General features: G+C 69.9%; 18 protein-coding genes. 14 read left to right on the forward strand and 4 right to left on the reverse strand.

Annotated elements, in window-relative coordinates; all coding sequences use genetic code 11:
• Positions 1-46 precede the first annotated feature (46 nt).
• From ACYVHU_RS15145 to ACYVHU_RS15165, 5 genes are all read left to right on the forward strand, one after another.
• Positions 47-1855, forward strand: coding sequence for a polymorphic toxin-type HINT domain-containing protein (locus ACYVHU_RS15145; protein WP_498948814.1), 1809 nt, complete (start codon positions 47-49; stop codon positions 1853-1855).
• Positions 1856-1876: 21 nt separating this feature from the next.
• Complete coding sequence (locus ACYVHU_RS15150) at positions 1877-2203, forward strand: contact-dependent growth inhibition system immunity protein (protein WP_432937609.1); 327 nt, start codon at positions 1877-1879, stop codon at positions 2201-2203.
• A 692-nt stretch (positions 2204-2895) separates the two neighbouring features.
• Positions 2896-3222: a contact-dependent growth inhibition system immunity protein gene (locus ACYVHU_RS15155; RefSeq protein WP_432937606.1), complete on the forward strand. Its 327-nt coding sequence runs from the start codon at positions 2896-2898 to the stop codon at positions 3220-3222.
• Between the two features lie 1160 nt (positions 3223-4382).
• Positions 4383-4700 carry a hypothetical protein gene (locus ACYVHU_RS15160; protein WP_078761901.1) on the forward strand — a complete coding sequence of 106 codons (318 nt, stop codon included), beginning with the start codon at positions 4383-4385 and terminating at the stop codon, positions 4698-4700.
• 391 nt (positions 4701-5091) lie between these two features.
• Positions 5092-5706 carry a PIN domain-containing protein gene (locus tag ACYVHU_RS15165; RefSeq protein ID WP_078761900.1) on the forward strand — a complete coding sequence of 205 codons (615 nt, stop codon included), beginning with the start codon at positions 5092-5094 and terminating at the stop codon, positions 5704-5706.
• Between the two features lie 148 nt (positions 5707-5854).
• On the opposite strand, the gene ACYVHU_RS15170 is transcribed toward ACYVHU_RS15165, so the two are convergent.
• Genes ACYVHU_RS15170 through ACYVHU_RS15180 form a run of 3 tightly spaced genes read right to left on the reverse strand, consistent with a single transcriptional unit; the run spans position 5855 to position 8507 of the window.
• Entirely contained in the window at positions 5855-6514 is a 660-nt protein-coding gene (locus ACYVHU_RS15170) for a response regulator (protein WP_078761899.1), read from the reverse strand.
• A complete protein-coding gene (locus ACYVHU_RS15175) occupies positions 6511-7671 on the reverse strand; it encodes a sensor histidine kinase (RefSeq protein ID WP_078761898.1) in 1161 nt (386 codons plus the stop codon). The genes ACYVHU_RS15170 and ACYVHU_RS15175 overlap by 4 nt, the downstream gene beginning before the upstream one ends.
• On the reverse strand, positions 7668-8507 hold the full coding sequence (locus ACYVHU_RS15180) for a type II CAAX endopeptidase family protein (RefSeq protein WP_078761897.1): 840 nt from the start codon (positions 8505-8507) through the stop codon (positions 7668-7670). The genes ACYVHU_RS15175 and ACYVHU_RS15180 overlap by 4 nt, the downstream gene beginning before the upstream one ends.
• 682 nt (positions 8508-9189) lie before the next feature.
• On the opposite strand from ACYVHU_RS15180, the gene ACYVHU_RS15185 reads away from it, so the two are divergent.
• From ACYVHU_RS15185 to ACYVHU_RS15205, 5 genes are all read left to right on the forward strand, one after another.
• Positions 9190-9579: an integrase core domain-containing protein gene (locus ACYVHU_RS15185; RefSeq protein ID WP_078761896.1), complete on the forward strand. Its 390-nt coding sequence runs from the start codon at positions 9190-9192 to the stop codon at positions 9577-9579.
• A gap of 150 nt (positions 9580-9729) precedes the next feature.
• The gene (locus ACYVHU_RS15190; RefSeq protein ID WP_078761895.1) at positions 9730-12423 is read left to right on the forward strand and encodes a helix-turn-helix transcriptional regulator; all 2694 of its coding nucleotides are present in this window, start codon (positions 9730-9732) and stop codon (positions 12421-12423) included.
• 3 nt (positions 12424-12426) lie between these two features.
• Positions 12427-13305, forward strand: a complete 879-nt coding sequence (locus ACYVHU_RS15195; protein ID WP_078761894.1) for an alpha/beta hydrolase — start codon at positions 12427-12429, stop codon at positions 13303-13305.
• Between the two features lie 9 nt (positions 13306-13314).
• The gene (locus tag ACYVHU_RS15200) at positions 13315-14070 is read left to right on the forward strand and encodes an ABC transporter ATP-binding protein (protein WP_078761893.1); all 756 of its coding nucleotides are present in this window, start codon (positions 13315-13317) and stop codon (positions 14068-14070) included.
• A complete protein-coding gene (locus tag ACYVHU_RS15205; protein WP_498948815.1) occupies positions 14067-15665 on the forward strand; it encodes a hypothetical protein in 1599 nt (532 codons plus the stop codon). The genes ACYVHU_RS15200 and ACYVHU_RS15205 overlap by 4 nt, the downstream gene beginning before the upstream one ends.
• A gap of 1176 nt (positions 15666-16841) precedes the next feature.
• On the opposite strand, the gene ACYVHU_RS15210 is transcribed toward ACYVHU_RS15205, so the two are convergent.
• Positions 16842-18053, reverse strand: coding sequence for a helix-turn-helix transcriptional regulator (locus ACYVHU_RS15210; protein WP_432937582.1), 1212 nt, complete (start codon positions 18051-18053; stop codon positions 16842-16844).
• A gap of 258 nt (positions 18054-18311) precedes the next feature.
• On the opposite strand from ACYVHU_RS15210, the gene ACYVHU_RS15215 reads away from it, so the two are divergent.
• The 4 genes from ACYVHU_RS15215 to ACYVHU_RS15230 all read left to right on the forward strand — a co-directional run bounded on the left by ACYVHU_RS15215 (position 18312) and on the right by ACYVHU_RS15230 (position 20662).
• Positions 18312-18452, forward strand: a complete 141-nt coding sequence (locus tag ACYVHU_RS15215; RefSeq protein ID WP_235000959.1) for a hypothetical protein — start codon at positions 18312-18314, stop codon at positions 18450-18452.
• Positions 18449-18847 (forward strand): hypothetical protein, encoded by a 399-nt coding sequence (locus ACYVHU_RS15220; protein ID WP_078761889.1) that lies wholly within the window; start codon positions 18449-18451, stop codon positions 18845-18847. The genes ACYVHU_RS15215 and ACYVHU_RS15220 overlap by 4 nt, the downstream gene beginning before the upstream one ends.
• 322 nt (positions 18848-19169) lie before the next feature.
• Positions 19170-19451 (forward strand): hypothetical protein, encoded by a 282-nt coding sequence (locus tag ACYVHU_RS15225; protein WP_498948816.1) that lies wholly within the window; start codon positions 19170-19172, stop codon positions 19449-19451.
• Positions 19451-20662, forward strand: coding sequence for a tyrosine-type recombinase/integrase (locus ACYVHU_RS15230; RefSeq protein WP_498948817.1), 1212 nt, complete (start codon positions 19451-19453; stop codon positions 20660-20662). The genes ACYVHU_RS15225 and ACYVHU_RS15230 overlap by 1 nt, the downstream gene beginning before the upstream one ends.
• Positions 20663-20786: the final 124 nt, after the last annotated feature.

The following is a 20786-nucleotide window of genomic DNA, read 5'->3' on the forward strand; positions in this document are numbered from 1 at the left end:
CCACGGCCCCACCACCCCCACCCCCTGATTCCCCCGGTGGCCTTTCATGCTGCGCAGAATCCACGACCCCGACCGGGGCGCCTCCTTCGTCGAGTACAGCGCGGTCATCATGCTGGTCGCGGCCATCATGGCCGTCCTGATCGGCTCTGGCATCCCCACCACGTTGCGCGACGGCGTCACCGGTGCCGTCGACTCCATCTTCGACGGCACCGGCGCTGATCAAGGGAACGTGCCCGTCGCCGGCAACGAGGAACAGGATCCCCTCGACAGTCCGCCCGCTGAGGAGGAGCAGGAGGATGCCTCCTCACGGGACGACGAGGAGACTGTGCCGGGGCCGGCCGAGCCGCAGATCCAGCCCGCCGCCGACACCTCCGAGAACACCGCTGACGCCGGCGGTGGGCTCCTGGACAGCACGTGGCGCTTCCTCACCGGCGCCGGCGGGGGGATCGCCGACGACGCCACCGACCTGGTCGACACCGTCCTCAACCCCATCGACACCGCCACCGAGATGGCCACCAGCCTGGCCGGCGACGTCTGGGCCCACGGCCTCGAAACCGCCGACCAGGTCCGCGAGCGGCTTGACGAGGGCGACTACCTCGGCGCCGCGGAGACCTTCCTGAAGGAGAACATCCGCTACGGGGCGTGGGAGTCCCCGCTGAGCGTGGGCAGCCTGTACCGCAGCGTGGTCGACGAGGAGGTCACCGGCTCCTGGAGCAGCGGCGATTACGCCGGGGCCCTGGGGCGCGGCGCGTGGAACCTCGGCTCCTACTTCATTCCCGGCGTGGGGTGGCTGGGCCGAGGCGGCAAGCTGACCCAGGCCATCGCCGAGGGCACCCCCGACCCGCCCGGAGCCAACACCCCCCACTTCCACGCCGACGGTGCCGATCCCGGCCAGCCTCCCCCCAACTCCCCGGACGACCGGCCTGACCAGGACGGCCAGGACAGCCAGGACGGCGACGGATCCTCGTGCGCCCGTAACAGCTTCGTCCCCGGCACTCTCGTGCTGATGGCCGACGGCGCCCACCGCCCCATCGAGGACGTCGGAGTCGGCGATCATGTCTGGGCCACCGACCCTCTCACCGGGGAGTCCGGGCCGCGCCCCGTCACCGACCTCATCGACGGCCACGGCCCCACGACGCTGGTGGAGATCACTGTCACCGACACCGACGGCGACACCGGCCGGCTCACCGCCACCGACGGCCACCCCTTCTGGGTTCCCACCGCCCAGACCTGGACCGACGCCATCGACCTGACGCCGGGCGCCTGGCTGCAGACATCCGCCGGCACCTGGATCCAGGTCACCGCCCTGGACATCCGCACCGCCCACCAGCGGGTCCACAACCTCACCGTCGCCGACCTGCACACCTACCACGTCGCGGCAGGCCGGACAGACGTCCTCGTTCACAACGACGCCTGCCGTCTTGTACCAGGCGGAGGCCTACAGGCCCACGAGGATATGGGAGGCCATACCTTGGAGCGCCATGTCGGCGTCAGTGATGAGTATTTGCGTAATCGGACGATAGGAATCGGTCCCCCTTCGGGGAGGGTCGCGACGAGATGGACTGATAGGGAAACCGCGGAGCGTGCGGTCGCGACCGTCCTTGATCAGGAGAAAGTGAAGATCGAGGAGTGGCTGGAGAGGGTGGATACGGGATCGAAGGGCTATGTTCGACTAGAACTTGAGAATATAGATGTCGATCAGGGAGTTCTGGGTACATCTTTCGCTCGACAGGGGAGTAAGAAGAACCCGACCGGATGGGTGGAGGGAGCTCCAGAGAGGGTCACCGTGGTTCTGGAGAGGGATCCGGATAGTCCATTGGGGTACAGTATCTACACTGCTTACCCGGTTGAGTGATCCAGAGGTGCGAGAGGAGAGATGATGTACGAATATCTGAGAAAATTCTTTGCGGGGGGCATGCATCAGGACTGGGATCTCGATGGCGATAGTCTTGAGGAAATCTTTCGGAAGAGGCATGTAAATGCATTGGATGAATCGCGGAGGATACTCCACGAGATCGAGATGATGCTGTCCTCTGATCTCAGTGAGGAGGAGATCGACCACCTTGTCACCATCCAGTGGAGCAGCGGGTACGAGCCCGATGAGGACACGGAGACCTGGCGGGGTGTTCTGCGGGACATGATCGGATACATCCATGACATGCATCCGGAATTGGCAGATGGAGAGAGGCGAGAGAAGGAGTAGCAGAGGCATCCGGGAGGTACGCGAAGGATCGTATCGGCGCGCTCTGGAACCTTCGGGACGAGTGCGGGCTCCGGCTGGTCCTGGCCTACCTTCTCAACAGGGCCGATACGCATGGTCGTCATTCACAGGGGGTATGCCGCTGTGGCCGGTGGCCGTGGAGACTCTCTGTGAGATGACCGTGGATCCACGCCATCCGGGCCGGCCGTCCGGAGGGGGCCGGCGTGGGAACTCCCCGCCGAAGAGCTGGGCCGCGCGCTGCGGGAGTGTCCGCCGGGGTTGCCGCTGCCCGTGTCCGGCCGGTGTGCGGAGGAAGCGCCGGCGTGCGTGTTCATGTTCGCGCACCGGCGTCCTGGATAAGGAGACGACCGGTCCGGAGAAGGGCTGACCGCGGGCCTGCGCGCGCCAGGGCACCGGCGCCGATAACGCGCTCGCCGACGACGCCACCGACCTGGTCGACAGCGTCCTCAACCCCATCGATACCGTCACCGAGATGACCACCAGCCTGGCCGGCGACGTCTGGGCCCACGGCCTCGAATTTCACTCGGCAGGGGAGTGAGAAGAATCCGGCCGGATGGGTGGAGGGGGCTCCGGAGAGGGCCACCGTGGTCCTGGACAGGGAACCGGATAGTCCATTGGGGTGCAGTGTCTGCACTGATTACCCGGTTGACTGATCCACAGGTGTGAGAGGAGAGATGATGTACGAATATCTGGAGGACTTCTTTGCGGGAAGCATGCACCAGGACTGGGACATCGAGGGCGATGGTCTTGAGGACATCTTCCGGAAGAGGCATTCAAAATCACTGGATAAATCGCGGATAATTCTTCAGGAGATCGAGATGATGCTGTCCTCTGATCTCAGTGAGGAGGAGATCGGCCACCTTGTCACCATCGAGTGGAGGAGTGGGTATGAGCCCGATGAGGACACGGAGACCTGGCGGGGTGTTCTGCGGGACATGATCGGATACATCCATGACATGCATCCGGAATTGGCGGATGAAGAGAGGCGAGAGAAGGGGTAGAGGCATTCGGACGAGTGCGGGCTCCGGCTGGTCCTGGCCTACCTTGTCAACAGGGCCGATGCGCATGGTCGTCATTCACAGGGGTATGCCGCTGTGGCCGGTGGCCGTGGAGACTCTCTGTGAGATGACCGTGGATCCACGCCATCGGGGCCGGCCGTCCGGAGGGAAGCCGAAGTGGGCGGACACGCCGACGTGGGAACTCCCCGCCGAAGAGCTGGGCCGTGCGCTGCGGGAGTGTCCGCAGGGGTTGCCGCTGCCCGTGTCCGGCCGGGGCGCGGAGGAAGCGCCGGCGTGCGTGTTCATGTTCGCGCACCGGCGTCCTGGATAAGGAGACGACCGGTCCGGAGAAGGGCTGACCGCGGGCCTGCGCGCGCCAGGTGTGACGGAGGCCGGCAACCCTGGGAGGGATGAGAGACATACCGGTACCAGGGGAGGGAGCCCTGATGAGTTGCGCGAACGGTGACCGGACGCGGGGCTGGGGAAACGGCCGGTCGTCTCGGTGAGCACCGTGGGGAGGAACCGCGCCTCGGATGACGGCCCGCCGCCGGTCGAGAGGTCCGGGTCTTCGCCCCGCCCTCTGGGCGTGAGGGGGCGGCGGCTCTCGTGGCCTCCCCGGTGGGCCGCCCGGACCGGATCGGGCCGGCTCCGCGCGAACCGCGGCACCGCGTCCCCGCCACGTTGTGCGACGGCGCCGGCGCCGATGAGGAGGACGCGTCCGCCGCCGGCCCGCACACCTGGCACGGCGCGGCAGGCCGGACGGACATCCTCGTACACGACACCAACGAGGATCGTGGCGACAGCGGAGCGGGAGGCGAGACGCGAGAACAGGCTCCGGCCACCACCCGGCCGCGTGACACCCTCGGAACGGCGGCAGATGGAGAGCGTCCCGGTGATCACCGGGAGGTGGCCGGGAGAAGGTGAAGGATGTACCGGCCGGGTACCCCGGCAGGTCGTCGATCACCTTGGAGGAAGGAGCGCTTCCGCCCTCGGAGTCTTCCGTGAAGCCTGCTGGAAAGCGGTGGCGAATACCCTGAACTCGCCCGGCGGTCCGGTCCGGAAGACCAAGGGGGTCCGGCACCGTCCGTGGTCCCGGAACGGGGAATTCCAGGCCACGGTCCATATGAGCCGCATCATGGAACCCCGCCGATCAAGGAGGCGGTGTGCGTGGGATCGGCGATATCCAGGTCGTCACGTCCCCATGCCGCCGTGACATCCTTGACGGCGGTTACCGCTACGGAGGTGATCCGCCCGTGGGGCTGTCCAGAGAAGAGATCATGGGACTCGTCGAGAGGATCTTGGAGAACGATCAGAACGGTGTTGAAAGCGAGGAGGAGATGGCCAGGTTGGAGCGAGGAGTTCTCTGCCCTTATGTGACGGGCCTCATCTACCATCCGAATAGGTATGTCGAGGGCAGGGAGGAGTTGTCACCTGAGGAGATCGCCGAAATCGCGATGCGGTATGAGCCCATCGCCCTCTGAAGGGTGATGGAAGAACCTCTCACGGTGGTCGGCGCATTAAAGAGGAGAGACCGGTGGTCTGCGGCCACGGGGATCGTGGTCCGCTTGGCGCCGGACGGGGCGCGGCGACCGCTCCAGCGGGTGGTACCGCCTGCCCCGGCGCGCCCTCGTAGTGGCGGCCGGCGCACGCCCTGCCGGACCTGACACCGGACGGGACCGCTCTCGGTCCCGGTCGTCCTCACGCTCCGAGGCGGCGGGGAGCGGAGGCCGCTGACCGACGCGAACGGCCGGTCGCGTGGGCCGACTCCACCGAGCCGCCGGATGCCGAAGCCGGCCTCGCGGCTTTGGACGAGGCTCTCAACGCGCCTGAGCGCGATGTCGAGACTCCTGACACGACAACGAGTGGGAATGGATGAGTCATCGGCCGATCATCGACGCCGGTCCCGGCCTGAACTTCCTCTCGATCGATCAAGAGCGTCTCCTCATCGGCGTTCTGGGCAAGCTCAGTGCTCCAGAGGCTGTACAGAGCGAGGTTTTCGACAAATCCCGGCAGGATGAGCGTTTCCGCGCCGCCGCAGGTGTCCGGCGGAAGCCGGCCCTCGAGTGGATGCGGATCCTGTCCGACGACCAGACTCCCGAACTCGCAGCCGTCATCCAGCGCATCTCCCACCAGCCCATGGCTGAACGGCTGAAACGTCCCAAGGATTTGGGCGAGGTTATGGTCATCGCGCACGCGGTCGTCATTGCCGAGGCCGGCCAGAAGGTGACCGTGCTCATCGACGACGGAGAAGGAGCGCGGACGGCCACCTCGGAGATCAACCGCCTCGAACGGCTCCGCCGCAGCGGGCGTCCGGTGGGGTCGATCACCCTGGTCAGCACGCTGGCCATCTTGGAACGTGCAGTGCAGAAGAAGTACGTCCCGGGCAAAGCGGACATGCGTCAGCTCTACCGGCGACTGCGTGAACTGGATGACGGGCTTCCACCGATCGAGGCGACCCGGCTCCTGTCGTCCGATCTCTGGCCCTGACCGCCTGTTCCCACCGCACATGAGTGCGACGTGCACGCCCGGCGCCTCCCACTGAAAGGGACCAGCTCCACGGCAGGCGGTCGCCAAGTGTCCAAGAGCAGGCGGCCACGGTGGCCGACACTTTCGCGAGGATCCCACGCGGGACGGGCTAGGTCACCAGTCCGTGTCGGTAGGCGTAGACGACGGCCTGGACGCGGTCGCGTAGGCCGAGTTTGGTGAGGATGCGGGATACGAAGGTCTTGACGGTCTCGTGGCTGATGACGAGCGTCGCGGCGATCTCGCTGTTGGACAGCCCGTCCGCGATGAGGCGGAGGACCTCCAGTTCGCGGGGTGTCAGCGGGGTGTCCCGCGCGCCGTTCTCGACGGGCCGGATACGGGCGGCGTAACGGCCCACGAGCTGACGTGTCACCTGGGGGTCCAACAGCGCCGTGCCCATGGCCACGGTCCGGATTCCGTGGAGCAGCCGGTCCGGCGGCGCGTCCTTGAGCAGGAACCCGCTGGCTCCGGCCCGCAATGCCTCGTAGACGTACTCGTCCAGGTTGAACGTCGTCACCACGAGCACTTTCACGGGGTGTTCGACCCCGGCGCCGGCGAGCAGCCGGGTGGCCTCGATGCCGTCGAGGATCGGCATGCGCACGTCCATCACCACGACGTCGGGGCGCAGTCGGCGGGCGAGCTCCACGGCGGTGCGCCCGTCTCCGCACTCGCCCGCCACCGCCAGGTCGGGCTGCGCGTCGATGATGGTCGACAGCCCGGTGCGGATCAGCGCCTGGTCGTCGCAGACCAGCACTCGGATGGGCGTGCTCACGCCGGGCTTCCCGCGGGTATCCGCGCCCGGACGAGGAAGCCGCCGCCGCTCTGCTGGCCCGCGCTGAAGTCGCCGCCCAGGACGTTGACCCGTTCGCGCAGGTTCTCCAGTCCCCGCCCGCTGCCGCCGGGGGAGCCGGCCCGCGAACCGGAGCCGTCCGTGCCGACCTCCACGGTGATGTCCCTTTCGCTGTGGCGCACCAGGACCGAGGTCCGGCCGCCGTGGTCGTACTTGAGCGCGTTCGTCAGGGCCTCCTGAACGACCCGGTAGGCCACGAGGTCGGCGCTGCCGGTCGAGGTCGGCGGCGTGCCCTCCTCGGTCAGCTCCACCGGCTGCCCGGCCAGCCGCGTCTGCTCGACGAGCGTGAGCACCCGGCCGACGGGTGGTGTCCTGTCCTCGCCACCGGTGCCGTGGTCGGGGTCGAGCAGGTCGAGCAGGTGCCGCAGGTCCGTGATGGCCCGCCGGCCGGTGTCGCTGATGGCGACCAGGGTCTGGTCGAGGCGGTCGGGCGAGGCGGTCAGGTACCGGGCGGCCTCGGACTGCACCACCATCGCCGTCACGTGATGGGTCACGACGTCGTGGAGCTCGCGGGCGATCCGGGTGCGCTCGGCGGCGCGGGCGGCCTCGGCGACGTGGATGCGGCGTTCGGCCTCCGCGATCCGGGCGGAGCGCAACCCCGCGCCGACGCCCCATATAAGGGCCAGCACCAGGTAGAACGACAGGAACTCGGCCACCCCTTTGCCGGGCCCGAGGTGGTGGAGCGCGACCGCCAGGGCCGCGAACGCCACGGACGAGGCGATCATGGTGCTGCGCCGGTACCGCTCCAGATACGACCCTGCGCTCAGCAGCGCGATGGGCAGCGCGGTGCCGGCCACGAGGTGGTAGCCGCGCAACTGGTCGAGGACGAAGCCGCCCGACACCAGGATGAGACAGACGAGCGGCCACCGCCGGCGCACGGCGAGCGGAAGGCACTGCAGGACGGCCGCCACACCGGCCAGCAGATCAGCGGGACGGGTCGGCAGGCCGCCGACCTCCGTCCCGTTGCCGTGGAGCGCCGGCACGGTCGACGCCACGAGGAGCAGTATCCCCAGCGGGAGATCCCGGACCGTGACATCGAGCCGGTGCCACAGCTCCATGACACGTCGACGATCGATCACCGGGGCAGTGTAGCGGCGGAGTCGGCTCCCGCGGTCCGCCGGGAACCGAAGGGCACGATGTTTCCACGCCGGTGGGCCAGCCACAGGAACACCAGGGTCAGCAACGCCCCGAAGGCCACCGAGTACACGCTGCCCTCCGGTCCGAAGTCGCCGCCGGTGAGCAGCGCCGGACCCGACATCGTGCCCTCCAGGAGGCCCTGGTTGGTGCCGTTGCCGGAGACCACGGTGCTGAAGATGCCGGCCGCGGCGAAGTTCCAGCCGAAGTGCACGCCGATCGCCACCCAGAGGCTGCGGGTGGCGGCGTACACGGCGGCGAGCATGAAGCCGGCCTCGATCGCGATGGCGATGGCGCCCCACAGGGTCGCGTGCTCGTTGAACAGGTGCGAGAGGCCGAACACGAGGCCGGTCAGCGCCAGGGCCAAGTACGTGCCGATGTGCTCCTCGACGATCCGGAACAGCACGCCTCGGTACACCACTTCCTCGGTCACCGCGGCGGCGAGCATGAAGCCGAGCAGCCCCAGCGTGCCGGTCACCGAGCCCAGACCGATGACGTCGTAGTACCCGGAGGCGAAGAGGATCGCGATGACGGCCGCGAACATGCCGACGCCGATCAGGACGCCCCAGCCGGTCCGGGAGGCGGCGCCCTTCCAAGCCGCGTCCGTGGCGGGCCGGTGCTCGGTCCGCCGCACCACCCACCTGTACCCGAGCACGATCAGTATGGCGACCACTATGCCGAGGACGAGCGTGAGCCAGTCGTTCTCCACCACCGCGCTGACGCTGATGCCGCCCAGGGCGTATATCGCCATCACGGTCAGGAACTGCCAGACGAACCTCATGGAAACCCTTCTGCCGGGCCGCGACCGATGCGCCGCGGGCTGCACTGAACGCTACGGATCCGGCAGCCGGAAATCGTCACCTCACGGTGGACACCTGGCTGTAGCTCGCATGGGGGACAAGCCCTCGGGTGGCTCCGCCCCGACCCGCCGTCACCGGGGCCGGCCGGGGCCCTCGGGCGTTGGTGGGTGTACCCGGGGAGGCAACGCCTCAAGCGTCGCGGGGGCCTGGACGGAGACGGATCACGTGTTCACCGGGGACACGGGGCGCCGTGGCATCCGGTGGCGGGCCGTCGCTGCGTTCGCGCACCGATGCGGCCACCACCGTCGAGATCCGGCAGGTGCACCGGCTACGGGGTCGACAAGGTCCACGCCGGGCTGAACCGGCAGGGCCACCGCGCGGCCCGCCGCACCGTTCACCTGCTGACGCGCCAAGCCGGTTCGCGGGGCATCGCCCGCGGCAGGAGCCCGCGCACCACCACCCCGGCCCCGGGACCGGACATGCGCCCGGACCTGGTCGAGAGAGCGTTCACCGCGGATGCTCCGAACCGGTTGCGGGTCGCCGATATCACCTACATCCGCACCTTCGCCGGGTGGGTCTACGCCGCGTTCGTGATCGATGTGTTCTCTCGCCGGGTGATGGGCCGCGGTCGTTGCGCCCCGATCCGGCGCTGGCGCGTTGGAGATGGCGGTGTGGAACCGCGAGCACGTCGGGCGCAGGTTGGACGGGCTGGTCCACCACTCCGACCGCGCAGTGCAGTATCCGGTGGTGCGCTGCACCCAGCGGTCGGCCGAGGCGGGCGTGGTGGCTTCCGTCGGCGCCACCGGCGATTCCTACGGCAACGCTCTGGCCGAGGCGTCGCACTCGCTGTTCAAGGCCGAGCTGATCCGTGACCGCGGCCCGTGGAAGAACCTGGGGGAGGGGGAGATCGCGGTGGCCGGGTACGTGGACTGGTTCGACCACCGCCGCCTGCACGGCGAGATCGGCCTGATCCTCCCAGCGGAGTTCGTGGACGGCTTCTACCGGCAACAGAACGGGTCAACACAGGACGAGGCGTTGATTCCGCGCCTCTAAAGAACCCGACACGAGACAGCGCGGACAGCCCCGCGCTCTCGGCGGTGTCGAGGATGAGCCGCCCTGGGACGGGAAGCCGATCAGGCGCCGCCCGTTCGTCTCCCCGGAGCGGCGATCCGTATTCCGATCGCCCCTCTACAGTGGGTTTTTGTGCTCTACGGAAGGTTTGCGGAACTCAGTGCGCTCGACGAGGTGATCGCACAGGCCCGCCAAGGCTGCGGCGGGGCGGTTGTGCTCCGGGGTGAGGCCGGCGCGGGCAAGACCGCCCTGCTCGACGCGGCGGCCGGGCGGGGCGAGGCGATGAGGGTGCTGCGGACCAGCGGCGTCGAGTCCGAGTCCGACCTGGCGTTCGCGGCACTGCACCAGTTGCTCTGGCCGGTAGCGGGATCGCTGGAGGCGCTGCCCGGGCCGCAGCGCGACGCCGTGCGAGCGATCCTGGGGCACTCCGCCGACGGTGCGGGCGACCGCTTCCTCCTGGGCGCCGGCGTGCTGTCGCTGCTGGCCGAGGCCGCCGGTCCGGAGGGCCTGATCTGCGTGGTCGACGACTTCCAATGGGCCGACCGGGCCTCGGCCGACGCGCTGCTGTTCGCCGCCCGGCGGCTGGCCACCGAACGGATCGCGATGTTGATCGCCGTCCGCGGCGACGCTCCAGTCAAGGGAGTGCCGACGACGGTGGACGTGCGCGGCCTGCCCGAGGATGCTGCGGCCGAGCTGCTGGAATCCCGGCACGGGCTGCTCCTGGCCGCCTCGGTGAGACGGGAACTCATCACGCTGACCGGGGCGAACCCCCTGGCCCTGAACGAGATCGCGGCCCGGCTGACGCCCGCGCAACTCGCCGGCCGCCAGCCGCTGCCCGACCCGCTGCCCGGCGGCGCCCGGCTCTTCGGCGGCCGGGTGACCGCGTTGTCGGCCCCCGCGCGGCTGGTCGCGCTGCTCGCCGCCGTCGAGGCCGACCTTGAGGCGGTCCTGCGTAGCGCCGAGCGGTTGGTGGCCGGGGCGGGATCGGAGGCGGCGGCGTCAGTGGTGGCGGCGGCCTTCGCCGAACTGGAGGAGAGCGGGCTGGCCGAGGTTTCGGGCACCGACGTGCGCTTCCGTCACCCGCTCATGCGATCCGCGGTCCACGAGGCGGCCACCCCCGCCGAGGTCCGCCACGTGCACGCCGCCCTGGCGGAGCAGACCGCGGGCGACCGTAGGGCCTGGCATCTGGCTGGAGCCGCCCTGGGACAGACCGAGCCGGTCGCTCTCGCGCTGGCGGAGGCCGCCGCGCGGGCACGTGACCGCGGCGGATACGGTGCCGCCGCCACCGCCCTGTCCAGGGCCGCCGAGCTGACCCCCGGGCCGCGCGCCCGCGCCGTCCGGCTGAAGGACGCCGCCGTGGCGGCCTGGCTCGGCGGCCGCCCGGGGCAGGCGGAGTCGCTGCTGGCCGAGGCGCGCGAACGGGCCGAGGGGGACACCACCCTCGCCATGGAGATCGCCCAGCTTCGGGGCCGGTTCGAGCTGAACTCGGGCAATGCCGCCGAGGCCGTGCGGATCCTGGCCGCGGGCGACACCCTGGACATGCTGGCCGACGCCGTGGAGGCGGCCTCATACGTCGGCGACACGGCGGCCATCGTCGAGCTCGGCCGACGGGCGGCGGCGCACCCCGAGGGGTTCCTGCGGGACACGGTGGCCGGGATCGGGCTGACGCTGAGCGGCGACCCTGCCGGGCCGGGCCTCCTGCGGCGGGCACTGGCGCGGGCCGGCGAGCTGGAGGACGCGGCGGGCCGCCTGTGGGCGACGGCCGCGGCCAGCGCTCTGGGCGAATCGGACCTGGCGACCGAGATGGCCGAGCGGGCCGGGCGTGTGGCCAGGGTGTCGGGGATGACCGGGCAGCTGCCCGTCGTGCTGGAGTTCGTGGCGACAGCCGACCGCCTCGCCGGTCGGCTGTCGCGCAGCCAGGCCGTCTCAGAAGAGGGCCTGGCGCTGGCCCGGGAGGCCGGATATGAGAACACGGTGGCCGCGCACCTGGCCAACCTGGCCGTGCTGGCGGCGCTGCGGGGCGAGGCGGAGTCATGCGAGCGGCAGGCCCGCGAGGCGCTGGCCATCGCCATCCCCCACCGGGTGGGATTGAGCGCGGGGGTGGCGTCGTACGCGCTGGCACTGCTGGAGTTGTGCCTGGGCCGGTTCGCGGCGGCGCACGACCGCTTCACGGCCATCGCCGCGGCGGGACCGGGCGCCGGACATCCGACCGTGGTGTGGCGGACTGCGCCGGACCGCGTCGAGGCCGCGGTGGGCGCGGGCGACGAGGCCGGTGCCCGAGCGGCGCTTTCGGACTACGAGCGATCGACCGAGCACGCCGCGACGTCCGAATCCCGCGCGCTGCTGGCCCGCTGCCGGGGCCTGGCCGAATCGTCGGAGGACGCCTTCGGCGAGGCGCTGCGGCTGCACACCAACCCTTTCGAGGCGGCCAGAACGGCTCTGCTGCTGGGTGAACGCCTGCGGCGCGCGCAGCGCCCAGGCCAGGCGCGAGCGCACCTGCGGATGGCGTGGGAGATTTTCGAGCAGGCAGGTGCCCGGCCGTGGGCCCGGCGCGCGCGGGAGGAGCTGCGGGCGGCGGGCGAGAGCGGGCAGGCACCGCCCACACCCGTGCGCGACGCCCTGTCCCCGCAGGAGTTGCGCATCGCGGGCCTGGTCGCCGACGGGCTGTCGAGCAAGCAGATCGCCGCCCGGCTCTTCCTGAGCCCGCGTACGGTCGAGTACCACCTGTACAAGATCTATCCGAAGCTGGGCATCAGCTCCCGTACGGAACTGGCGCGACTAGTAGTTCTACAGAAGGCGTCCGCACCCGAAGACGGCATGCTCTGAGACATGCGCAGCACAGACATCTGGAGCGAAGAGTTCGGCGCCGCGACGGACACGCCGATCCTGCTGATCATGGGTTCGATGTCGCAGGGCGTCCTGTGGCCGGACGAGTTCGTCGGTCGCCTGACCGCCGGAGGCCGCCGGGTGATCCGGTACGACCACCGTGACACCGGCATGTCAGGCACCGCCGACTTCGCGACGGAGCCCTACACCTGGAACGACATCAAGAACGACGTCTACCGCGTGATGGACACCCACGGCCTGGACAGCGCGCACCTGGTCGGCCACTCAGCGGGCGGTCTGCTCGGCCAGCTCATCGCGGTGGAACAGCCGAAGCGGGTGCGTTCGCTGACCGCCATCGCCTCCTCGCCACTCGGCGGCGGCGAGGGCCAGGTCCTTATGCGGGCACTGACGGGCCAGCCGCAGCCCGAGGGCAGCCTGCCCGAGCCGACGCCGGAGTTCGTGGCCTTCTACCGCGCGTTGATGGCCGCCCCACCGCCGGAGAGCAGGCGTGCGCGGATCGACGGCATGATCGCCGAGCAGCGCGTGCTGCACGGCACCGGGCTGCCCTTCGACGAGGACGCGGCGCGCCGGCTGCAGGAACGCGTCTACGACCGGGCCCGCGACCTATCGGCAGTGGCCAACCATCGGTTGGCCGCGATGGCCGATCCTGATTTCGAGCCGGTGGGGGTGCTGGACCAGGTGAAGGCGCCCACGCTGGTCATCGAGGGCAGCCACGAGCCGGCCAAGCCGGGCCACGGTGCGGTCATCGCCGAGCAGATCCCGGGTGCGCGGCTGATGATCGTGGCGGGTATGGGGCACACGCTGCCGCTGGAGACCCACCGGGAGCTGGCCGATGCGATCCTCACGCACACGGCCGAGTGAGGGAGTCTGTTGCGGAATTCCTGCGTCCCCGCCGTCGAAGTGGCGGGCCTGACTCAGCGCTTCGGCACCGTGCTCGCCGTCGACCGGCTCAACCTCACTATTCCACCGGGGATGTTCTACGGCATCGTGGGCCCCAACGGCGCCGGTAAGACCACGATCCTGACGGCCATGTGCGGGTTGCGCCGTCCGACCGCGGGCACGGTCAGGGTCGCCGGCCATGATCTGCGCACCGCGCGCGAGGCAGCACTCGCACAGCTCGGTGTCATGACGGACGGGCTGTCCCTGCCCGAACGGCTGACCGCCGTCGAGGTCCTGCGCTACAGCGCCGGGCTGCGCGGCCTGGACGGCGGCTGGCGGGCGCGGGCGGGCGACCTGTTGGAGATCCTCGGGCTCGACGCGGTTCCCCGGACGCTGATCGTTGAGTACTCCACGGGCATGCGCAAGAAGATCAATCTTGCGCTGGCGCTCCTGCACCGGCCCCGGGTGCTGGTGCTGGACGAGCCGTTCGAGGCGATCGACCCGGTTTCGGCCCGTTCCATCGAGCAGGTGCTCAAGCAGTACGTCGAGGCCGGCGGCACGGTGGTGCTGTCGAGCCACATCATGGACTTCGTCGAGCGCAACTGCCGTCGGGTGGCGGTGGTGGCCGGCGGCCGGGTGCTGGTCGAGGGGCCGGTGGAGCAGGTGGCCGCGGGCTCAACGCTGAACGAGCGGTTCGTCGAGCTGGTGGGCGCCGATCCGGTGCGTACGCTGGAGTGGCTGGCATGACCCGCGCCTTGTTCGCGCTCAAGCTGCGATTGTTCCGCAACGGCTCACACAACGAGCGCGCTTTCAGCCTGGTCGCCGGGCTGATCCTGGCGGCCCTGGTGATCGCGGGCGCGTCCTTGAGCACCCGAGGCGTGATCCACGAGGGCTGGATCGCCGTGGCGCTCACGGTCTGGGGTGGCATGTGGCTGTTCGGGCCGCTGGCCCAGCCCCGCCATGACCCCTCCGTGATCTCCCGTGAGTGGCTGCGCGGTTACCCGCTGCGGCAGTGGCGGCTGGCGCGGGCGCTGTCGTGGACCGAACTGCTGGGCGTCGGCCCGCTGATCACACTGGCGTGCCTGTCGTCGCTGGTGGTGCTGGCCGCGCCGGGCGGCACGGTGGCGGTGGCGGCCGCCGTGGCCGCGGTGGTGGCCCAGCTGTATCTGCTCGTCTGGGCGGGCAAGACGGTGGCGGCACTGGCGGCCTGGCTGCTGCAGACCCGGGTCGGGATGACTCTGGCCGCCGTCCAGACCGCGATCATGCTCGCGCTGTCGTTCGCCGGATGGGTGCCGGTCGCGGCCTGGCTGCTGCCGCTCCTCGGCGTGGGGGACACCACCCTGGTGATCCCCACGGCCGGGCGACTGCCCGAGCCGATGGTCGACGTGCTCGCCGCATCGCCTACCGGCTGGGGGTACGGCGCGGCACTCGCCGCCCGCGACGGCGCCGGTGCGGGGCCGGTCCTGCTGCCACTTGCCGCACTGCTGGCATTGGGCGCCCTGTTGCAGCTCTGCTGGATCGCGCTGACGGTTCGCGTCCTGCGCCGGCCGCCTCGCCAGGCGAGAGCGCGGCGGCCCGCCGTACCGGGACGTGCGCTGTCCTTGCCGTTCACGACGCCGCAGGTGGCCGCGGTCGTCTCGCGAGAGCTGGCCACCTGGCTGCGGGACCCGGCGCGCGGCGTCGAGCTGCGCAGCGCCTGGCTGACACCGCTGCTGATGGCGCTCGTCATCGCCGCCACCGACTGGATCTGGGCGCTGCCCCTGGTCGGCCCGGCGGCAGCCGTGTTCGGCGCGATGGCCGCGGTCAACACCTACGCCCTGGACGGCACGGCCCAGTGGCAACTCCTCACCACACCGGGCGCCCTCAAGGCCGACGTGCACGGGCGAATGGCGGCGTGGGCGCTGATGTTCGGCCTGCCGTCCATCGCGCTGGCGGCTGTGCTGTGGGCCGCGACCGGCTCTCCCTTGGGAGGCGCCGCCGTTGGCGGCGCCATCGCCGCGGCCGCCGCGGGCTGCGCCGGGGCACCGCTGCTCGCGCTCGTGATGCCGGCCGTGGGCGCCGACGCCCGCGATCGCGTCTACCCGGGGCAGCAAGCGGGCGATCCGACGGGCGGGCAGATGACGATCTTCCCAGTAGTCCTGCTGGGTGCCATCCTGCCCGGCGTTATCGGTGGTCCGTGGTGGGGGAGCGTCCTGGTCGCCGGCCTGCTGGCCGCCATCGTCCTGGGCGTGACACCCGCGCTCAGCGTGCGCCTGCTCCGGCAGCGCGGCGCCGGCCTGCTGGAGGCGATGGCCGCCCGCGACACCGCGGTCCTGCGCGCAGCCACCGGCACCAGGAGCTGACTCACCCGACCGCTGGATACTCTCCGACACGGTCGGCTCGGAGCGACGCCGTGAGGTGCACCGGTGTACGCGGCGCGTGGGGGCTCCGCGGAACTCTGTGCCCCATCGGAGGCGGGGCGCGGTTTCCCGGACCGGTTCCGCGACGCCCCTACCACCGCCCGAACCTACGCCGAAATGCTCATCGTCCTCTCCGCGGTGTTTGGCCCGCAGGCGCGTCCACGCCATGGCCCGCTGGAGGGCTCGGGCGAACAGCCACGCTCAGCCCTGCCGACCGAGGCCGCTGAGCGCCGGCCGAGGGCCCGCCCCCTCGTGCAGGCGGCTCTCGGGCTCGTCGTCGCAGGCCTGGACCAAGGCAGGGATTCCGGCGGTGTTGTCGCCGGTGGGAACGGAGCGGCCGGTGACGGCACCGAACCGGCCGCCGCGGTGCGGGGTCCGCCGGGCCGAGTTAACGTGGCCCCGTTCAGGCGTACTCCCGGGGTGGTTCACCGCCATGGTCCGCTCGGCTCGGCGGAACGCCGCGGTCGATCCGCCGGTCCATGCCGTTTGGTGACCTCCCACACATGAGGGTGCGGGTCGACGGGGACGGCTTGCCACTCGACGACCACATCCGCTCCGCGCCATCCCGGTGCCCAGCGCTGAAAAGCCCGTGGGGATGGCCGCGCGTGAAAGAAGGAGCAACCTTCCGACTTCTTTTGCACCCAGCCCAGTGCTTCGTGTAGCCGCAGGCCAGAGGGCCTGTTGTCGGCGTCTTACTGTCATGCGAGGCCCGGCAGTCGCCGTCGGAGTCGCCGACACGAAACGAGACCCTGACCTGTAGCCGCAGCTCAGGGTCTCGTTCCGTGATTTCATGTGGCGCACTCGGGAGGATTCGAACCCCCGACCTTCTGTTCGGTCGAGGGGACTTCCGGACTCGCGAGGATGCCGGTCGACCCGTGGTCGCCTGCGAAAACTCCTCCCGGTTCTTCCCCCGGGATCATTGGGGCTCTCGCGCTGGTATGTACTGAATGTGTACGCGGAGGGGAGCCGTTTCAGCCCAGGTAAGGTGGCTCTTCCTGCCCGAACGCATGGCGCAGTCTGAGGCGCTGCGTGTGGTGGATGGGAAGTTCGTCGGAACGTTCTACTCATCCCCTGCCGAGTGCTTTCGTTGGGTACCCGGCAGGGAGTGGCGGGGGCAGGTCACGCGACGCCTAATACGGCGCGGACTTCGGGAACGTCCTCGAAGTCGGCAAGACGACAGAGCACGACCTGGGAACGCTCCGCCGTGCGGTCACTGGCGACATCGGCGGACAAGGCGAACATCCGCGCCGTCGTCTCCGCGGCCGCCTCCGGCTCGTTGGCGTCGGCGTAGGCGACCGCGAGCCACGACAGGTAGAGCGCGAGTTCTCGGGCGTGGGCGGCGTTATACCGGTTGAGCACATCCCGTAGTAGGGGGACGGCGCGCAGCGGCCGGCGAAGCTCTGTGTACACCCGCGCGTCCATGACGCGAAGCTCGTCCTCGCTCACCCAGTACGCCCATTCCGGCGCGGCTTCTGGCTCTGCGGCTACCAGTGCCTCGTGTGCGTGTTCAAGCGCCCGCATGGCGGCTTGGGCTTCCCCGATGCTCGCGTGCGCCCACGCGACACGATCGAAGAACAGGGCTCGTGCTTTACCAGGGGCGTCCGGCCCGGCGTCGTCGAGTGCCGCGCGCGCGAGGGCGAGCCCTTCCCGCTGGCGTCCGGTGTTCGTCCACTGGTAGGCCAGGGAGCCGGCGACGTTTCCGGCAAGGGTCAGGTCCCCGGCCTCGCGCGCGGCGGACACACCGAGACGGTAGGTCGCCTCTGCGCGGTCGTGGTGTCCGGCGTCGGATTCGATCCACCCCACGATCTGGGCCAGTTCCCCGATGGCGACCAGAAGGGACCTGCCCACCGCCTCGGTGTGCCTTCCCTCCCGGTAGAGCCGGAGCGCGGCGGCCAGTTCTCGGCGAGCGGGCGAGACCAGGTCGCGACCGGCGAGCACGTCGTCAGCGAGCCGCAGCCCGTGCACCCGTGCCGCCAGGTCGCGCGCGTCCTGCGCGCCGACGCGCCGGCCGGTCGAGGCCGTCAGCGGCGTCAGCGGGTCTCCATCGGGCAGCAGCGTGGTCAGGGTCGCTGCCGGGTCAGGCGAGTCATCAGAGGCGCCATTCGCGGCTATCGCGCGTTCGAGGCGGTCCCGTGGAATGTCGAGCGCGGTCGCGATGTGCGGAAGCCAGAAGCGGGGCACGCGGCGCCCCTTCTCCCAGCGGTAGACCTCTTGGCGGGTGACGGTCGAACGCCCGGACACCTGGGCCAGTTCTTCAGCGAGTCTGGATTGCGACCAACCGCGTTCCTTACGCGCTCGGCAGATCATCGCACCGAACGTCTCGGGGGGCATGGCTCCAGTCTGGTCTACAGATTGGCCTACAGGTAGGCCGATCCCCATTCCCCCCTGTTCGGCAAGGCTGGGGAACGAACCGACCCCCGCGACGCGGATCAGGCGTCCGGGGGCGTGGCCACCAGCTAATCAGGAGCTGATGACATGTCCGACCCTAAACCGTTTCCCTCCGTTGTGCCGGGGCGGCGGGGGCGTTCCCGCGCACACGCGGCCGGTCACGCCGCAGCCGCGCGGCTTCAAGCCGCTCACCCGCGCACGTTGATCTGGTACGGCGAGACGTCCGGCTGGTTCTACGCCATGGACACGTCCGGCCTGCCCATCTCGCCCCGGCTCGACACACTCGCCCGGCTGCTCTGGCAGCGTGCCGGTGGCCACCACCGCGGCGTGGGCGCGCGATGAGCGACCGTCTCGACCCGCTGGTGTTCGACGATCTCGTGGAACTGCGGGAATGGGCGCGCGCCATGGACAGGCCGTTGGAGCTCGTCGAACGCGCACCCGATTCCGACGTCTACGCCGTCCGGGCCGGACATGCCACGGCCGTGTGCCATGTCCCCATCTGCCCGGACGAGGCGACCCTGCGACGGCTCAACGCCGAGCACACCGGCCGTTGGCGCGTGTGGCGCTCTCTCGACGAACACGGCCGGCCCGCCGCCTGGGTGGCCACCAACCTCGGGGCCGCGGGAGCGGCGATGACCTTGCACGAGACCACGCCCGAGCGGCTTGAAGAGCAGATGAACGCCCCGCCACCCGCCTACGGCCGAGCCTTGGGGACACCGAGCCACGAGGCGGGCTGAGAACGGCCGGACACCGGTGGAGCGGCCTCGGTTCCTCCCCGGTAGCCGGCTGGACGGACGGCCCCGGCCTGTCGAAGAGGGGAAGGCCGGGGGCCGTTCGCATGCACCACCCGGAGACGGACGTGTCGCGCTGGGGCAACTACAGACCATGAAAAGCGGAGACCCCTTTGAACCCGCCCGACTCCTTTGAGGGGCCCGCGGCGATCCCAACTACGGAAACACCAAGGGGATATCCAGGTACGAGTGCCAGAGCCTGACCGTCGAGTCCGAATCGGGAGATGAGGCCACTGGCGACGCACTTCGGTCCATCCCGGTTCTGTCCGTGCTGAACGCCGGGGTGTCATCGGCCCTGCAAGGGTTCACGCTTCTCAGCCGAGGCCCGCTGCCGGAGGACCTCGGCAAACACGGCCCCACAGAGGAAGCGCTGACGTGGGTGGCCTACCTCTACCGGATGGCGCTCATCTTCGGACATGCGCCCGTCCCGGCCGTCGGGGAGGCTCTCGGCCTTCCGAAGTCGACGGCGAACCGATGGATCACCCGGGCGCGGGATCGGGGGTTGCTGACCGTGCAGGACAAGAGAGGACAGAGGAAGGTGGACGAGTAGTGGCACGTGTCTGGGTCGAAGACCGCAACGAGCACGCGGCGTACCGCGCGGCGGTCGAGAAGGCGAAGGCCGCGAAGCGCACGCCACCGGGCCGGTGGCGGGTGCGCTGGTACGACCCCGCTGGCAAGCCGAAGGCGAAGGTGTTCACCAAGAAGCCGCAGGCAGAGAACTACCGGACCGAGATCGAGAACGGACTTGCCGAGGGGTCGTACCGCGACCCGTCGGCGGGCAAGATCCGATTCCGTGAAGTCGCGGCGCAGTGGATCGACGCACAGGCGCTCAAGCGTTCATCACGGTCCAAGTACCGGGACGTGCTCGAAGACCACATCCTTCCCCGGTGGGGTGATCTCCCGGTGAAGTCGATCGAGTTCGACGACGTCGCCGCGTGGCTCGCCGGTCTCCAGAAGCCCAAGGAGGAGGGAGGGAGGAACCTCGGAGCATCTCAGACGCGCACCGTCCACTCGGTGCTGTCCATGGTGCTGGACTGGTGTGTTCCTCGGCGGCTCGCGGTCAACCCCGCGAAGGGGGTCCCAGTGCCGAAGCTCCCGCCGAGCGATCACGTTTACCTGACCTATGAACAGGTCGAGGCGCTTGCGACTGCTGCCGGGGAGCTGCGCACGAAGTACGGCAGGCCGACCGCCACGGCGGGAGTGAACCGGACGCTGATTCTCCTGCTCGCATACACGGGGCTGCGCTGGGGGGAAGCGTCGGCGCTCCGGGTGAAGCATGTGGACCTCGACCGTCGGCGCATCAAGGTCACCACGGCGTTCAACGAGGTCGACGGGGAACTGTACGAGGACACGCCGAAGACGGGAGAACGCCGCGTCGTACCCCTGCTCCGGTCGCTCGTCGAAGAGCTACGCCCCCTCGTGGCCGGGCGGGAACCTGACGCGCTGGTGTTCCGTACTGGGCGGGATAAGCCGCTCCGTATCCGGAACTGGCGGAACCGGGAGTTCAACAAGGCGCGCAAGAACGCGGGGCTCGACGGGATCGGGCTCACGATCCACAAGCTCCGCCACACTGCGGCGTCGCTTTCGATCGCGGGTGGTGCGGACGTCTACGTCGTTCAGCGGATGCTCGGCCACGCCAAGCCGTCGATGACGCTCGATACCTACGGGCACTTGTGGCCGGACCGACTCGACGAGGTCGCCGACGTGATCGACCTCCGCCGTGTCGAGGCGGTGAACAACGCGGCGAAGCGGGCCGCCTAGGGAAGGCCCCCGGGCCATGTGTACCGAATGCGTACCGGGAGCCCACGGCATCCTCGCAGGGAAGCGCGAGAAAAGACGAAGCCCCACCTGTTTTACCAGGCAGGGCCTCATCTTCGCTGTCTCA

Source organism: Marinactinospora endophytica, assembly GCF_054780875.1.

Excerpts from the sequence above, each read along its gene's own strand:
- ACYVHU_RS15145 (WP_498948814.1), top strand. The coding sequence starts at position 47 with ATGCTGCGCAGAATCCACGACCCCGACCGGGGCGCCTCCTTCGTCGAG.
- ACYVHU_RS15150 (WP_432937609.1), top strand. The coding sequence starts at position 1,877 with ATGATGTACGAATATCTGAGAAAATTCTTTGCGGGGGGCATGCATCAG.
- ACYVHU_RS15155 (WP_432937606.1), top strand. The coding sequence starts at position 2,896 with ATGATGTACGAATATCTGGAGGACTTCTTTGCGGGAAGCATGCACCAG.
- ACYVHU_RS15165 (WP_078761900.1), top strand. The coding sequence starts at position 5,092 with ATGAGTCATCGGCCGATCATCGACGCCGGTCCCGGCCTGAACTTCCTC.
- ACYVHU_RS15180 (WP_078761897.1), bottom strand. The coding sequence starts at position 8,507 with ATGAGGTTCGTCTGGCAGTTCCTGACCGTGATGGCGATATACGCCCTG.
- ACYVHU_RS15185 (WP_078761896.1), top strand. The coding sequence starts at position 9,190 with ATGGCGGTGTGGAACCGCGAGCACGTCGGGCGCAGGTTGGACGGGCTG.
- ACYVHU_RS15195 (WP_078761894.1), top strand. The coding sequence starts at position 12,427 with ATGCGCAGCACAGACATCTGGAGCGAAGAGTTCGGCGCCGCGACGGAC.
- ACYVHU_RS15205 (WP_498948815.1), top strand. The coding sequence starts at position 14,067 with ATGACCCGCGCCTTGTTCGCGCTCAAGCTGCGATTGTTCCGCAACGGC.
- ACYVHU_RS15210 (WP_432937582.1), bottom strand. The coding sequence starts at position 18,053 with ATGCCCCCCGAGACGTTCGGTGCGATGATCTGCCGAGCGCGTAAGGAA.
- ACYVHU_RS15220 (WP_078761889.1), top strand. The coding sequence starts at position 18,449 with ATGAGCGACCGTCTCGACCCGCTGGTGTTCGACGATCTCGTGGAACTG.